16 protein-coding genes and 2 pseudogenes are annotated in these 12,543 nt (G+C 70.8%); 11 read left to right on the top strand and 7 right to left on the bottom strand.

All coding sequences use genetic code 11. From position 1 onward, the window contains the following. Nucleotides 1-4: 4 nt before the first annotated feature. From O7610_RS13495 to O7610_RS13475, 5 genes are all read left to right on the top strand, one after another. Nucleotides 5-526: an aromatic-ring-hydroxylating dioxygenase subunit beta gene (locus tag O7610_RS13495; protein WP_281551084.1), complete on the top strand. Its 522-nt coding sequence runs from the start codon at nt 5-7 to the stop codon at nt 524-526. 14 nt (nt 527-540) lie between these two features. Further along, nucleotides 541-846 carry a Dabb family protein gene (locus O7610_RS13490; protein WP_289213423.1) on the top strand — a complete coding sequence of 102 codons (306 nt, stop codon included), beginning with the start codon at nt 541-543 and terminating at the stop codon, nt 844-846. 21 nt (nt 847-867) lie between these two features. Beyond that, a complete protein-coding gene (locus tag O7610_RS13485) occupies nt 868-1,761 on the top strand; it encodes a VOC family protein (protein WP_289213422.1) in 894 nt (297 codons plus the stop codon). Between the two features lie 223 nt (nt 1,762-1,984). Then, nucleotides 1,985-2,758, top strand: a complete 774-nt coding sequence (locus O7610_RS13480; protein WP_289213421.1) for a helix-turn-helix domain-containing protein — start codon at nt 1,985-1,987, stop codon at nt 2,756-2,758. Continuing rightward, nucleotides 2,745-2,945: a DUF397 domain-containing protein gene (locus O7610_RS13475; protein WP_281551081.1), complete on the top strand. Its 201-nt coding sequence runs from the start codon at nt 2,745-2,747 to the stop codon at nt 2,943-2,945. Before O7610_RS13480 ends, O7610_RS13475 begins: the two co-directional genes overlap by 14 nt. A gap of 410 nt (nt 2,946-3,355) precedes the next feature. On the opposite strand, the gene O7610_RS13470 is transcribed toward O7610_RS13475, so the two are convergent. The 3 genes and pseudogenes from O7610_RS13470 to O7610_RS30645 all read right to left on the bottom strand — a co-directional run. After that, on the bottom strand, nt 3,356-4,414 hold the full coding sequence (locus O7610_RS13470; protein WP_281551080.1) for a serine hydrolase domain-containing protein: 1,059 nt from the start codon (nt 4,412-4,414) through the stop codon (nt 3,356-3,358). 82 nt (nt 4,415-4,496) lie between these two features. After that, entirely contained in the window at nt 4,497-4,664 is a 168-nt protein-coding gene (locus tag O7610_RS13465) for a winged helix DNA-binding protein (RefSeq protein ID WP_281551079.1), read from the bottom strand. A 100-nt stretch (nt 4,665-4,764) separates the two neighbouring features. Then, nucleotides 4,765-4,986 (bottom strand): annotated as a pseudogene (locus O7610_RS30645) (hypothetical protein); the annotation flags it as partial. On the opposite strand from O7610_RS30645, the gene O7610_RS13460 reads away from it, so the two are divergent. Both O7610_RS13460 and O7610_RS13455 read left to right on the top strand, forming a co-directional pair. Then, nucleotides 4,909-5,229, top strand: coding sequence for an SDR family NAD(P)-dependent oxidoreductase (locus tag O7610_RS13460; protein WP_289213420.1), 321 nt, complete (start codon nt 4,909-4,911; stop codon nt 5,227-5,229). The pseudogene O7610_RS30645 and the gene O7610_RS13460 overlap by 78 nt on opposite strands. 121 nt (nt 5,230-5,350) lie before the next feature. Then, nucleotides 5,351-5,548 (top strand): type II toxin-antitoxin system Phd/YefM family antitoxin, encoded by a 198-nt coding sequence (locus O7610_RS13455; protein WP_281551077.1) that lies wholly within the window; start codon nt 5,351-5,353, stop codon nt 5,546-5,548. Nucleotides 5,549-5,607: 59 nt separating this feature from the next. Here O7610_RS13455 and O7610_RS13450 read toward each other — a convergent pair whose 3' ends face one another. Next, on the bottom strand, nt 5,608-5,856 hold the full coding sequence (locus tag O7610_RS13450) for a hypothetical protein (protein WP_233606003.1): 249 nt from the start codon (nt 5,854-5,856) through the stop codon (nt 5,608-5,610). Between the two features lie 245 nt (nt 5,857-6,101). Between O7610_RS13450 and O7610_RS13445 the strand changes: the two genes are divergently transcribed. From O7610_RS13445 to egtD, 4 genes are all read left to right on the top strand, one after another. Continuing rightward, on the top strand, nt 6,102-7,445 hold the full coding sequence (locus tag O7610_RS13445; protein WP_289213419.1) for a glutamate-cysteine ligase family protein: 1,344 nt from the start codon (nt 6,102-6,104) through the stop codon (nt 7,443-7,445). 71 nt (nt 7,446-7,516) lie between these two features. After that, on the top strand, nt 7,517-8,806 hold the full coding sequence (gene egtB, locus O7610_RS13440; protein ID WP_281555670.1) for an ergothioneine biosynthesis protein EgtB: 1,290 nt from the start codon (nt 7,517-7,519) through the stop codon (nt 8,804-8,806). After that, nucleotides 8,806-9,558 (top strand): ergothioneine biosynthesis protein EgtC, encoded by a 753-nt coding sequence (egtC, locus tag O7610_RS13435; RefSeq protein ID WP_289213418.1) that lies wholly within the window; start codon nt 8,806-8,808, stop codon nt 9,556-9,558. Before egtB ends, egtC begins: the two co-directional genes overlap by 1 nt. Beyond that, nucleotides 9,537-10,499 (top strand): L-histidine N(alpha)-methyltransferase, encoded by a 963-nt coding sequence (gene egtD, locus O7610_RS13430; protein WP_502959091.1) that lies wholly within the window; start codon nt 9,537-9,539, stop codon nt 10,497-10,499. The genes egtC and egtD overlap by 22 nt, the downstream gene beginning before the upstream one ends. Here the strand turns inward: egtD and O7610_RS13425 are convergent. The 3 genes and pseudogenes from O7610_RS13425 to O7610_RS13415 form a co-directional block, all read right to left on the bottom strand. Beyond that, nucleotides 10,477-11,259: pseudogene (locus tag O7610_RS13425) on the bottom strand (amino acid ABC transporter ATP-binding protein). The gene egtD and the pseudogene O7610_RS13425 overlap by 23 nt on opposite strands. Then, on the bottom strand, nt 11,256-11,891 hold the full coding sequence (locus O7610_RS13420) for an ABC transporter permease subunit (RefSeq protein ID WP_281551074.1): 636 nt from the start codon (nt 11,889-11,891) through the stop codon (nt 11,256-11,258). Before O7610_RS13420 ends, O7610_RS13425 begins: the two are co-directional and overlap by 4 nt. Continuing rightward, nucleotides 11,885-12,385, bottom strand: a complete 501-nt coding sequence (locus tag O7610_RS13415) for an ABC transporter substrate-binding protein (RefSeq protein ID WP_348650052.1) — start codon at nt 12,383-12,385, stop codon at nt 11,885-11,887. The genes O7610_RS13420 and O7610_RS13415 overlap by 7 nt, the downstream gene beginning before the upstream one ends. Between the last annotated feature and the right edge of the window lie 158 nt (nt 12,386-12,543).

The following is a 12,543-nucleotide window of genomic DNA, read 5'->3' as shown; positions in this document are numbered from 1 at the left end:
CCCGATGTCCTCGACGACCAGCGGAGCAGTGCTCAACGTCGGCGCCCGCGAAGTGACCCGGGCGCAGGTGGAGGACTTCCTCTACCGGGAGGCGCAACTGCTCGACGAGTGGCGCCTCGACGAGTGGTTCACCATGTTCGAGCCGGACGGCCGGATGGAGGTGCCGACCACCGACTGGGCCGGCTGGGACGCCACCACCGCCGGATTCTTCGTCTGCGACGACTACGACCTGATCCGGGCCCGGGTGAAGCGGCTCAAGAGCCGCAAGGCGCACGCCGAGAACCCGCACTCGCGTACCCACCGGATGGTCTCCAACGTGATCCTGCTGGAGGCCGGCGCGGAGACGGTGTGGATCAGCGCCAACTTCCTCATCCACCGCTACCGCGACGGCGGCGCCTACACCTACGTGGGCCGCTACGAGCACGTGCTCAAGGTCGACGACGACGGGCTGCGCTTCCGGGTCCGCCGCTCCATCCCGGTGATGGAGTCGATGGACCCCGGTGCCCGGCTCAGCTTCATCCTGTAGAAGGGACCGCCGCCGTGATCACCCACATGCTGGCGTTCAAGTTCCGCGACGACCTGCCGGCCGGGGTCGCCGAGTCGGTCCTCGCCGAGCTGGACACCTTCCCGGCGAAGTACCCGGCGATGCGCAACTGGCGCAGCGGGGTCAACGTCAGCACCCGGGACACCACCATGACGCACGGCTTCGTCGTGGAGTTCGCCACCGAGCAGGACCTGCTCGACTACCTGCACAGCGAGTCGCACGAGCGGTTCGTCCGGGAACGCTGGCGTCCGGTCGTGCAACGCCAGGTCATCGTCAGCATCCCCACCGCCGGGGACGCGTAATTCACCATGAAGGGGTCGCAGATGTCCACCGAGGCCGCCACCCGCCGCCGCGGGCCCTACGGCATGGAGTACGCCCGGATCGAGGTGCCGGATCTGGCCGCCTCCATCGAGTTCCTGCAGTACCACGTCGGGCTGCAGTTGGAGCAGCACGACGACGAGTACGCGTTCCTGCGCGCCGACATCGAACACCACAGCATCGAGCTGATCGCGGCACCGCACCGTACCGAGTCGTGGACCACCGCGGTCGGGTTCAGCGTCGAGTCCGACGAGGTCCTCGACGATCTGCGAGAGCGGGTCGTCGCCGCCGGCCACGAGGTGCTCGAACTGCACGAGCGGATGAAGGGCCTGTGCCAGCGCGGATTCGCCGTACGCGACCCCAACGGGCTGATCGTCGAACTGTTCACCGAGTTCGTCGAGTACGCCGAACCGCCGTTGATCGAGCTGCGCCCACAGGACCTGGTGCACCCGTTCCTGGCCACCGACAAGTACGAGGAGTCACTCGACTTCTACACCAAGGTCCTCGGCTTCCTGCCCAGCGACTACGTCGGCGACGTGACCGTCTTCCTACGCTGCGAGGACCGCTATCACCACAGCCTGGCGTTGCAGCGCAACAAGGAGTTCTACGTCGCGCATCTGTGCTTCAAGATGAAGAGCTTCGACCACGTGATGCGCGGTCGGGCGCGGGCCCAGTACAAGAAGGTGCCGATCGCCTCCGACCTGGTCAACCACTCGGCGTCGACGTCGATCGCGTTCTACATGCACGACCCGAAGCACGGCCCGCGCTACGAGCTGTGTGACCGCCACCGGGTGTTCACCCCGGAGGAGCACGCCACGCACCGGGCTCGGCGGATGGCCGTCGACCCGCGCAACATCGACGTGTGGCGGCCGGCCGCCGACGACTGGGGCCGTTTCTGACCGTCGTCGTTCGAAAAGGTGAACGACCCTCGGGAATCTTCCCCCCGGGGGTCGTTTCTCGTGGCGCGACGGCATCTGCTTGTTGATCAATTCGGCGGCTGGAATTTCTGCACAGCCAAGGAACCTGCACGAGTTTCTGTTCCATCCTGGACTATCTGTCCGGATCAGTGCAAGATGGCCCCCGGTGGACAACCACCACATCACGAAACCGGGGTGATCCAACGTGAGTGAACTCAGCGTCGAGATCCGGCGACTTCGCATCGCGGGAGGGATGAATCAGGGCCAGCTTGGCGCCGCGCTGCGGGTGTCCAAGTCGCTCATCGCGGGATTCGAGTCGGGGCGGCACATTCCGCAGGCCGACACCGCCACCAACCTGGACCGGGTGTTCGGCACCGATGACAAGTTCGCCAAGTTGTCGGCGGAGGCGCGGGAGGACCGGTACCCGTGGATGCGTCCGTGGGTCGAGCACGAGCGTCGGGCACTGCTGCTGCGCAGCTACGAGCCGCTGCTCGTCCCCGGACTGCTCCAGTCCGAGGGCTACATGCGGGCGGTGTTGGCGACCTCCACGATGAACGACGGGCGCGTCGATGAGCTGGTGCGCACCCGGCTGGAGCGGCAGGCCGCGACGCTCGGCCGGGACAACCCGGTGGTGATCTCAGCCATCGTCAATGAGTTCGCCCTCAGCCGTGGCCCCCGCGAGGTGATGACGAAGCAACTGGGCCACCTGGTGGACCTCGGCCACCGGCCGTCGGTCAAAGTCCGGGTGCTGCCGGACGACGCCGGGCTGCACCTCGGTCTCGGCGGCGCGTTCGTGCTGGCCAACCTGCCGGACGGCCGGCGCTGCGGCTACCTGGACAACCAGTTGAAGGGCACCGTGGTGTCCGGCCATGGCGATGTGACCGAGCTGGAACTAGCCTGGGAATCCGTGGACGGACTCGCGCTGCCGGTGGTGCAGTCCCGGGATCTGATGCTGAGGATGCTCGATGAGCGCAAGTGAACCGCGCTGGCGGAAGTCCAGCCGATCGGCCAACGGCGGGAACAGCTGCGTCGAGGTGGCCGACAACCTTCCCGGTCGGGTCCTGGTGCGCGACACCAAGGACCGTGCCGGCGGTACGTTGACCTTCGGCCCGGCCGCCTGGTCGGCGTTCGTCGCGTCGACCAAGGACACCACCGCCACCCCCTGACCCGCATCCGGTAACGCCTTCGGAACCCCGGCCACCCGTACGCTGTGGCCGGGGTTCCTTCGATGCTCTGGTGAGGTTCTTGACTCTGCACGAGAGCTCGTTCCAGGACATCGTTCATCGGGTTGCGGGCCCGACGTCGAGGACCAGCCGGGTACCGTTCAACTATCAACCCGAAGCTGACCACGTCGTGCGCTGCCATCGCTGTCTTCCCTTCCGGTTGTCCGCTGTGCTCACTGCTAAGTGGCGGCAGCACAACCCGGCGTGAAGCCCGGCAGGCTGGTTCGACGTCGAGGTGAGGCTGGCGCACGTCAAGTGCGCGAGATGAGGTGTCTCAGCCTCACCTCGATGTAGTGCCCCTGCCTTGGCGTCCGGAACTGCCGCGTACCGCGCGCTGCCCGCAGCCGGATGCCTCAGGCCTGCGGCATCGATTCGTCGAACAGCCGGACCAGCGGCCAGATGGTGTCCTCGCCGACGCCGAGCATGGCCAGCGTGATGCCGTCGCCCGCGCCGTGGCCGGGGTAGTGCCGCAGCAACGCGCTGACGCCGAAGTTCACGCCCACCTTCCCGTAGTAGCGGACCCGGCCGTCGGCGTCGGTCCTGAACTCCAGCCCGTACCCGTTGCGCCGGTTGCCCTCCGCCTGCGCGTACGGGACGAGCATCGCCGCGGTCGACTCCGGTCCCAGCAGCCGGCCCTCGACCAGCGCCCGGTGGAACGCGGTGAGGTCGCCGACCGTCGTGTACGCGCCGCCGGCCGGGTCGCCGACCGGCGGGTACGAGAAGATGTTGCGCCGCCAGCCGGTGATCGTGCCGTCGGCGTCGCGGATCGCCTCCACGCCTTCGGCGACGTCGGGTGCGACGACGTCCATGCGCAGGAACGCCGACCGGCTCATGCCGGCGGGCTCGAAGACGTTGGCGTGCACGTACTCGCGGTAGGAGCCGCCGGTGGCCCGCTCGACCATGAGGCCGAGCAGGATGTACCCGACGTTGCAGTACCGGCAGCCCTCGCCCGGCGCGAACCTCGGCGGTTTGTCGACGAAGTGCGGCAGGTGGTGGGCGGTCTCGGTGAACGCGTACGTCGGCTCGTCGACGAACAGGTCCTCGTACCGTTCACCGTCCGACTCGTCGGCGTCGTCGGCAATCCCGGACGTGTGGGTGAGCAGGTGGTACGCGGTGACGTCCGGCGAGATCGTGGTACCGGTGAGCCCGAGGTACTCGACCGCCGAGGTCTCCAGCGTGAACGCGCCGCGCTCGATCTGCTGGAGTACGGCGACGGCGGTGAACAGCTTCGTGACCGACGCGGTGTCGAACCTGGTGTCCAGGGTGCACGGTGTACGGCAGGCCCGGTTGGCGTTGCCGTACGCGCCGGCCAGCAGCCGTTGGTCTCCCAACGTCACCAGGACCGAGCCGGTGAACTCGTCATTCGCGGCGCGTTCGCCGAGTGCGGCGGAGAACAGTGCGAGGTCGGGCACGGTGGTGAGCATCGCAGCCGGCAGAACCGTGCCGCCACCGAAAATTGCCGGCGGGCGGGCGCCACGGCGTACGGCGGTCTGCTCAGCCGGTTTCGGTGGTGAGGGTGAGCAGGTTCCCGCGTACCTTTTCGAGCAGCTCGACCAGCGTCGCTCGCTGATCGTTCGCCATTCCGGCGGTCGCAGTTTCGGCGAGGGTGCGCCAGGCCGCTTCGATCTGCGAAACGCCGGTCCGGCCCTTGTCGGTCAGCACGATCCGGGTGAGGCGCCGGTCGCCCGGTACGGATTCCCGGACGAAACCAGCCGCCGTGTTCGAGACGACTGAGGCTGCGGGTCACCGTCGGCTGCTCCACGCCGAGCCGGGCGGCGACCTCGGAGACCGTCAGGCGGTCGGGCTCCTGCCCGAGAATCCACAGTAGGACGTTCTGCCCCGGGTGCAGCGAACGGCTCGATCCTGATTCATAGTCGGCTAACCTGTAGTCGGCTATGGAGTGGTGATGGAAACCGGTCTGTTGAACAAGGTTGCCCTGGTCACCGGCGCTTCCGGCGCCATCGGCAGGGCCGCCGCCCGGCATCTGGCCGCCGAAGGCGCCGCCGTGGCGGTGTCCTGGCACACCAACCGCGCCGCCGCGATGGAGGTCGTCGACGCCATCGCCCAGGCAGGCGGCGACGCCTGCGCCGTCGGGCTGGACCACGGCGACCTCGCCGCCGTGCAGGGCGTCGTCGAGCAGATCACCACCCGACCCGGGCCGATATCCGTGCTGATCGCCAACGCCGTACAGTGGCCCGCTCCGGGCGGCCGCGAACTTGTGCGCTGACCCGCCCGTACGGATCCCAGGAGCCTTCGCGGATCGCGGGGGATCTCTTGACCTCGTCTCCGCCTGCCCGACCTGACCACCCTGTGGATGCCGGCGGTGTCATAGGCCAACATTGTTGTCTATGACGGTGTTGCCGCTGGTGCTGATCTCCGCCGAGGATCTTGAATCGCTGGAGGCCACCATCGAACTGCTCTCCGACCCGACCGCCATGGCGCGGATAGCGGCGGCAGACGACGCTCTCGCCAGGGGCGAGAGCACCAGCGCCGAGGAGATGGCACTGCTCATGGCGCAACGGCGGGCTCGTGAACAGGCCGAATGAGGAGACGGACCCCGACGACAAGCCTCGACCACCGTGCGGCAGCGCTGATCGGGCTGGCGTCACGCCGCGTCGGTGTCCAGGCTCGGCACGTCCAGCCCGGCGTCGCGGAGCGCGTCGGCCCGCTCGTCGCGGGTCGACTCCTCCCGGGCCAGCAGCGCCGCGTACTCGGCGATCACCGCCGGGTCGGGGACCGCGCCGACCCGGTCCAGGAACCGGGCGGTCTGAGTGGTCGCGTCGGCGTGGGCGTGCGCGGCCCGGGCCGCCCGCATCACCACCTGGTCATCGTCGATCCTTGCCCCGTCGGTCACGTTGGCTCCCCTCCGGTCGGCACCGACCCTGCCGGTACCCCGTCCGGCGGCGATCACACCCCGGGTGACGCGAATCCCACCCCCGGTGACCCGAATCCGCAGGTGACCGCCGGGTTGCGGAATGGGGAACGTCGCCCGCCGCCGGCCCCGCGGACCGCCGGTGTCTCGGCAAATGTCGGACGGTGACGATACGGTAGCGAAGATCGATCGCTACCCGCGATCGATCGTTCACTGGAGGAGACGCGATGACCAAAGCTCCCCATCCACCAGCTCCCCATCCACCATCCGCCCATCCGCCCGACGTGCTACCGGTGGCCGCCGAGTCTGCGACGTCGGCCGGTCCGAGCAGCGTGGCCGACGTCCCGGCCGGTACCGCCATCACCGACCCGACCGCCGCCGCCGGCTACATCACCCGGATCTGCTTCAAGACCGGCCCACCCCGACGGATCGGCGTCGAACTCGAATGGACCGTTCACTACCGAGACCACCCCGCCAGACCGCTCGACCCCGCCGACCTCGCGACTGCCCTCGGTGACCACGCCCCGCGGACACTACGCCCCACCAGCCCGCACGACCCGCTTCCACAGGGCGGACTGGTAACGGTCGAACCCGGCGGGCAGGTGGAGATCTCCACCCCGCCGACGGAATCCCTTACCACATTGCACCGGGCCGCGTCGGCCGACGTCGTCGCGCTGACCCGCCGACTCGACCGGGCCGGCCTGCTGCTCGGCCGGACCGGATGCGATCCGTACCGGCCGCCCCGGCAGATCCTGCGCAACCGCCGCTACACGGCGATGGCGGCGGCTTTCGCCCGGCAGGGTCAGGCCGGTGCCGACATGATGTGCGGCACAGCTGGCCTGCAGGTCTGCCTGGACACCGGCAGCGAACGGCAGCTCTCCCTCCGTTGGTCGGCCGCGCACCTGCTCGGTCCGCCGCTGCTCGCCCTGTTCGCCAACTCGCCGTCGCGGGCCGGCCGGCGCACCGGCTGGGTGTCGAGCCGGATGGCGACCTGGCTGACCCTCGACCCGGTCCGCACCGCCGCACCGGCCGATCCGACCGCCAACATGCGGCCGTCCGATCCGGTCGCCGACTGGACCCGGCGGGTGCTGGACACGCCACCGCTGTTCGTCGACGAGCCCACCGGCTGGCGGCTGCCGGGGCCGGCGACCTTCGGCGAATGGATCCTCACCGGCACGCCCCGACCGCCGACCTACGCCGACCTCGACCTGCATCTGAGCACCATGTTTCCGCCGGTCCGCCCACGTGGCTACCTGGAGCTGCGCTACCTCGACGCGCAGCCGGGCGGCGAGTGGATCGTCCCGGCGGCGGTGCTGGCCGCGCTGTTCGCCCGCGACGAGACGCTGCGGACCGCGACGTCGACGGTGATGGACGCGGCCGACCGCTGGCTGCCCGCCGCCCGCGACGGGCTAGCCGATCCGGTTGTCGCGTCGGCCGCCCACTCGCTGGCCGAGCTGGCCTGCGAACGCCTGACCGACACCGGCCTGCCCGACGAGACAACCAGCACCGTGGTGCGCGCCCTGCGCCGACGGCTGCACCAGCGAACCCACCCCTGGGGAGGTACCAGGTGACCGAGACAGCCCACGACCCGACCCGCCAGACGCCGACCACACACGAGCCACCTTCGGCGGCCGCGTCCGACCTGCGTACCGCGCTCGCCGCCGACCTCGACCGGGCCCGGCGGCGCAGCCGCGCCCTGACCGACCCGGTCGACGACGACGACCTCGTTCGGCAGCACTCCCGGCTGATGTCGCCCCTGGTCTGGGACCTGGCGCACATCGGCAACCAGGAGGAGCTGTGGCTGGTCCGCGACGTCGGCGGCCGGGAGCCGGTCCGTGCCGACATCGACCACCTCTACGACGCGTTCAAACACGCCCGCGCCGACCGTCCGGCGTTGCCGCTGCTGGCCCCGGCCGAGGCACGCGCGTATACCCGTACCGTCCGGGACAAGGTCCTCGACCTGCTCGACACGGTGACGTTCGACGGCCGCCGGCTGGTCGAGCAGGGCTTCGCGTTCGGCATGATCGTGCAGCACGAGCAGCAGCACGACGAGACGATGCTCGCCACCCACCAGCTGCGGGCCGGCCCGCCGGTGCTCAGCGGTGCGCCGACGCCGCCGGCGCCGGCCGGAGGCGTCGACGGTGAGGCGCTGATCCCCGGCGGACCGTTCACCATGGGCACCTCCACCGAGCCGTGGGCGCTGGACAACGAACGCCCGGCGCACACCGTCGACGTACCGGCCTTCTTCATCGACCGCGCGCCGGTCAGCAACTCCCGGTACCAGCAGTTCATCGACGACGGCGGCTACCACGACGAGCGGTGGTGGAGCGCCGAGGGCTGGGCCCACCGGCTGCAGGCCCGGCTCAGCGGACCGGCGCACTGGCACGGCGACGGCAGCTACACCCGGTTCGGCCGGCGGTCGGCGATCGTGTCCGACGAGCCGGTGGTGCACGTGGGCTGGTACGAGGCGCAGGCGTACGCCAGTTGGGCCGGCCGCCGGCTGCCCACCGAAGCCGAGTGGGAGAAGGCGGCCCGGTTCGACCCGGTTACCGGCCGGTCCCGCCGCTACCCGTGGGGCGACGACGACCCCGGCCCCGAGCACGCCAACCTGGGCCAGCGGCACCTGCACCCGGCACCGGTCGGCGCCTACCCGGCCGGCGCGTCACCGGCCGGCGTGCACCAGCTGATCGGCGACGTGTGGGAGTGGACCGGCACCTGGTTCACCGGCTATCCCGGCTTCGCCGCGTTCCCGTACCGCGAATACTCGGAGGTCTTCTTCGGCCGCGACTACCGGGTGCTGCGCGGCGGCTCGTTCGGCACCGACCGCTCCGCCTGCCGGGGCACCTTCCGCAACTGGGACTACCCGATCCGGCGGCAGATCTTCAGCGGTTTCCGGACCGCCCGTGACCCGTACCCCGGCGAGACCGCCTAGTGTGCCGCCACCAGCTCTACCTGGGCCCGCCGGTCAGCCTGACGCAGCTGCTGGTCGAGCCGCCGTACGGCCTGTACCGCCAGTCCTGGGCACCCCGGGACATGCGCGGCGGCGGCACGGTCAACGTCGACGGTTTCGGCATCGGCTGGTACACCCCGTCCGGCCCGGTCCGCTACCGGCGGTCCGGGCCGGTCTGGGCCGATCCCGGCCTGGTCGAGCTGGGTCGGGCCACCACCGCCGGCGCGGTGCTGGCTGCGGTCCGCTCGGCGACCCCCGGGATGCCGTTCGGCGAGACGGCCTGCGCGCCGTTCACTGACGGGCGCTGGCTGTTCAGCCACAACGGGGTGGTGGCCGGGTGGCCGTACAGCGTCGCCGAGCTGGCCGCCACCCTGCCGGTGACCGACCTGCTCACCCTCGACGCGCCGACCGACTCGGCGCTGCTGTGGGCGCTGCTGCGGCACCGGCTGCGAGCCGGCGTCGACCCGGGCACGGCGATCACCGACACCGTCACCGGCGTCCTGGCCGCCGCCCCGGCGTCCCGGCTCAACCTGCTGCTCACCGACGGCGAACGGGCCTGGGCCAGCGCCGTCGGCCATTCCCTGTCCGTCCTCGCCGGGCCGGAGCGGATGATCATCGCCTCCGAACCGTCCGACGACGACCCGGCCTGGCACCCGGTCGCCGACCGCCGGCTCGTCGTCGCCGACCGGCACACCTACACCGTGGAGGATCTGTGCGGATCGACATCGAGCTGACCGACGCCGACCAGCGGCACGCGCTGCGGACCGACGCCCACGCCGGACTCACCGCCGACCCGAAATGGCTGCCCCCGAAGTGGTTCTACGACAAGTACGGCAGCGAACTGTTCGAACGCATCACCACCCTGCCGGAGTACTACCCGACCCGGGCCGAGCGGGCCGCGCTGGCCGCCCACGCCGACGATATCGCCGCCGTCACCCGGGCCCGGACCTTGGTCGAGCTCGGCTCCGGTTCGTCGGAGAAGACCCGGCTGCTGCTCGACGCGCTGCGCCGGCAGGGCAGCCTCGACCTGTTCGTGCCGCTGGACGTCTCCGAGGCGGCACTGCGCGACGCCGCCACCGCCATCGACCGGGACTACCCGGGGCTGCCGGTCCACGCGGTCGTCGGCGACTTCACCCGTCACCTCGGCCGGATCCCGGCCGGCGACGACCGGCTCGTCGCGTTCCTCGGCGGCACCATCGGCAACCTGGTGCCGGACGAGCGGGCCGAGTTCCTGGCCGAGCTGCACGGGGCGCTCGGCACCGGCGGCTGGCTGCTGCTCGGCACCGACCTGGTCAAGGACCCGGCCACCCTGGTCGCCGCCTACGACGACAGCCAGGGGGTGACCGGCGAGTTCAACCGCAACGTGCTGCATGTACTGAACCAGCAGCTCGGTGCCGACTTCGACCCGGCGGCGTTCCGGCACGTCGCACTGTGGGACACCGAGCGGGAGTGGATCGAGATGCGGCTGCGTGCCGAGCGGGACATGCGGGTGCACGTGGCCGATCTCAACCTGCCGGTGAGCTTCACCGCCGGCGAGGAGCTGCGGACCGAGGTGTCGGCGAAGTTCCGCCGGGCCGGGGTGACCGCCGAGCTGGCCGCCGCCGGTTTCGAGTTGACCCACTGGTGGACCGACCCGGCCGGCCGGTTCGCGATCAGCCTGTCCCGGTGCCGGTGACCCTGCGCAGGAACTGTTGGGTACGCGGGTGCTCGGGGTCGCCGAGCACCCGCTGCGGCGGCCCCTGCTCGCAGATGGCGCCGTCGGCCAGGAAGCAGACCCGGTCGGCGACCTCCCGGGCGAGGCCCATCTCGTGGGTGGCGATCAGCATCGTCATCTACCCGTCGTTCTTCAGCTCCCGGATCAGGGCCAGCACCTCGCCGCCGAGTTCCGGGTCCAGCGCCGAGGTGACCTCGTCGAGCAGCAGCAGCCGGGGCGCGTTGATCAGGGTCCGGGCGATCGCCGCCCGCTGCTGCTGGCCGCCGGAGAGCCGGTCCGGGTACTGCCTCGCCTGATCGGCCAGCCCGACCCGGTCCAGCAGCTCCATCGCCCGCCGCTCGGCCCGCGCCCGAGGGAGCCGGTGCACCCTGCGCGGTGCCAGTGTGACGTTGTCCAGCACGGTCAGATGCGGGAAGAGGTTGTACGACTGGAACACCAACCCGATCCGTTGACGTACCTGGTCGGGGTCGACCCGTGGGTCGGTGATGTCCCGACCGTCCAGGTGGATCGTGCCGTCGTCGACGGTCTCCAGCAGGTTGACCGTCCGCAGCAGGGTCGACTTGCCGGAGCCGCTGCCGCCGATCACCGCGACCACCTCGTGCTCGGCCACGTCGAGGCTCAGGTCGCGCAGCACGACCCGGTCGCCGAAGACCTTGCGGACCCCGGCGCAGGCCAACACCGGTGGCCCGCCGTGCCGGCCGGCGTCCGCCGCCGGCGTCATGCCGCGCCGGCCCAGGTCTGCCGCCGGGCGGCCCGCAACGTCACCCAGTCGGTCACCGCCACCAGCGGGATCGCCATCAGGATGAACAGCACCCCGGCCACCACGTACGGGGTGAAGTTGTAGCTGGTGGCGGTCTCGATCTGGGCGGCGCGGATCGCGTCGACCGGGCCGGCCAGGGAGATCAGCCCGACGTCCTTCTGCAGCGCCACCAAATCGTTGAGCAGCGGCGGCGCGACCCGCCGGACCGCCTGCGGCAGCACCACATGCCGCATCGTCTGCGCGTGGCTGAGCCCCAGCGACCGGGCGGCGGCCCGCTGCGCCGGGTGCACCGATTCGATGCCGGCCCGGAACACGTGCGTGTAGGAGGTCGCGGCGGCCCGCAGCGGAAAGAACACCGCCGGGCGCAGGGTGCGGGCGAGCGCGATCGCCAACCCCAGCGCCAGCGCCCCGACGGCGCAGAACACCAGCGTCCGTACGTTGAGCCAGAGCCCGCGCAGCACCGCCGGTAGTGCCTGCGTCGCCACGGCCGGGTCGAAGAACGACTGCTGGACCCGGGGCCAGCCGGGGGAGTTCGCGACCGCCGTCACCAGCAGGGCACCGAGCACGGCCGTGGAACCGGCGGCGATCAGCACCGACCGGACGCTCTGCCGTTGCGCAGCGCTGCCTTGGCGTCGTCGTTGTTGTTGAACACGGCCGGCTCGGCCGCCGGGGCCACCACCTCGGTGATCGCCCGGAAGCTGGTCGTGCCGACCTGGGCGCCGAGCTTGACGTCGCGCAGGTCGGCCAGGGTCGTCGCGGCGGCGGCCGGCGTCCCGTCCAGCGCGATCACCGCCTGGGTGACGTCGTAGTACGGGCTGGAGAAGTCGACCGCCGACCGGCGCTGCTCGGTGATGGAGAACTGGTTGATGTCGACGTCGAAGTCCTTCGGCCCGGGTGCGATGGCGTTGTTGAACGGCACCCGCACCCAGCTGACCTTGTCCGGTTCGTAGCCCAGCTGGTTGGCCACGGCGTACGCCACCGCGCTTTCGAAGCCGGCGCCGCTCTCCGGGGCGTCGTCGACGAACCACGGCGGGTACGCCGGCTGGTCGGTGCCGACGGTCAACGTCCCGGCGACGAGGGTGTCCAACTGCTGCGGGTCGCATACGGCCGGGGCCGGCGGGTCCTCCGGTTACGGCGAGCAGCCGGCGACAGCCACCAGGACCGACACCGTGCCCAGTAGACCCATCTTCCGACGGGACATGCTCATGAGGCTCCTTGACGATCGGGCCGCGGTGCTCTCGCCGG

It is taken from the genome of Solwaraspora sp. WMMA2065, from assembly GCF_030345075.1.
GTDB lineage: Bacteria > Actinomycetota > Actinomycetes > Mycobacteriales > Micromonosporaceae > Micromonospora_E.
Note: the sequence above shows the minus strand (reverse complement) of the source record. Positions and strands in the feature narration are given on the sequence as shown.

Bases quoted from the DNA above. Each gene is read 5' to 3' on its own strand.
- O7610_RS13460 (WP_289213420.1), top strand. From the start codon at position 4,909: ATGGAAACCGGTCTGTTGAACAAGGTTGCCCTGGTCACCGGCGCTTCC.
- O7610_RS13455 (WP_281551077.1), top strand. From the start codon at position 5,351: ATGACGGTGTTGCCGCTGGTGCTGATCTCCGCCGAGGATCTTGAATCG.
- O7610_RS13475 (WP_281551081.1), top strand. From the start codon at position 2,745: ATGAGCGCAAGTGAACCGCGCTGGCGGAAGTCCAGCCGATCGGCCAAC.
- O7610_RS13485 (WP_289213422.1), top strand. From the start codon at position 868: ATGTCCACCGAGGCCGCCACCCGCCGCCGCGGGCCCTACGGCATGGAG.
- O7610_RS13495 (WP_281551084.1), top strand. From the start codon at position 5: ATGTCCTCGACGACCAGCGGAGCAGTGCTCAACGTCGGCGCCCGCGAA.
- O7610_RS13445 (WP_289213419.1), top strand. From the start codon at position 6,102: ATGACCAAAGCTCCCCATCCACCAGCTCCCCATCCACCATCCGCCCAT.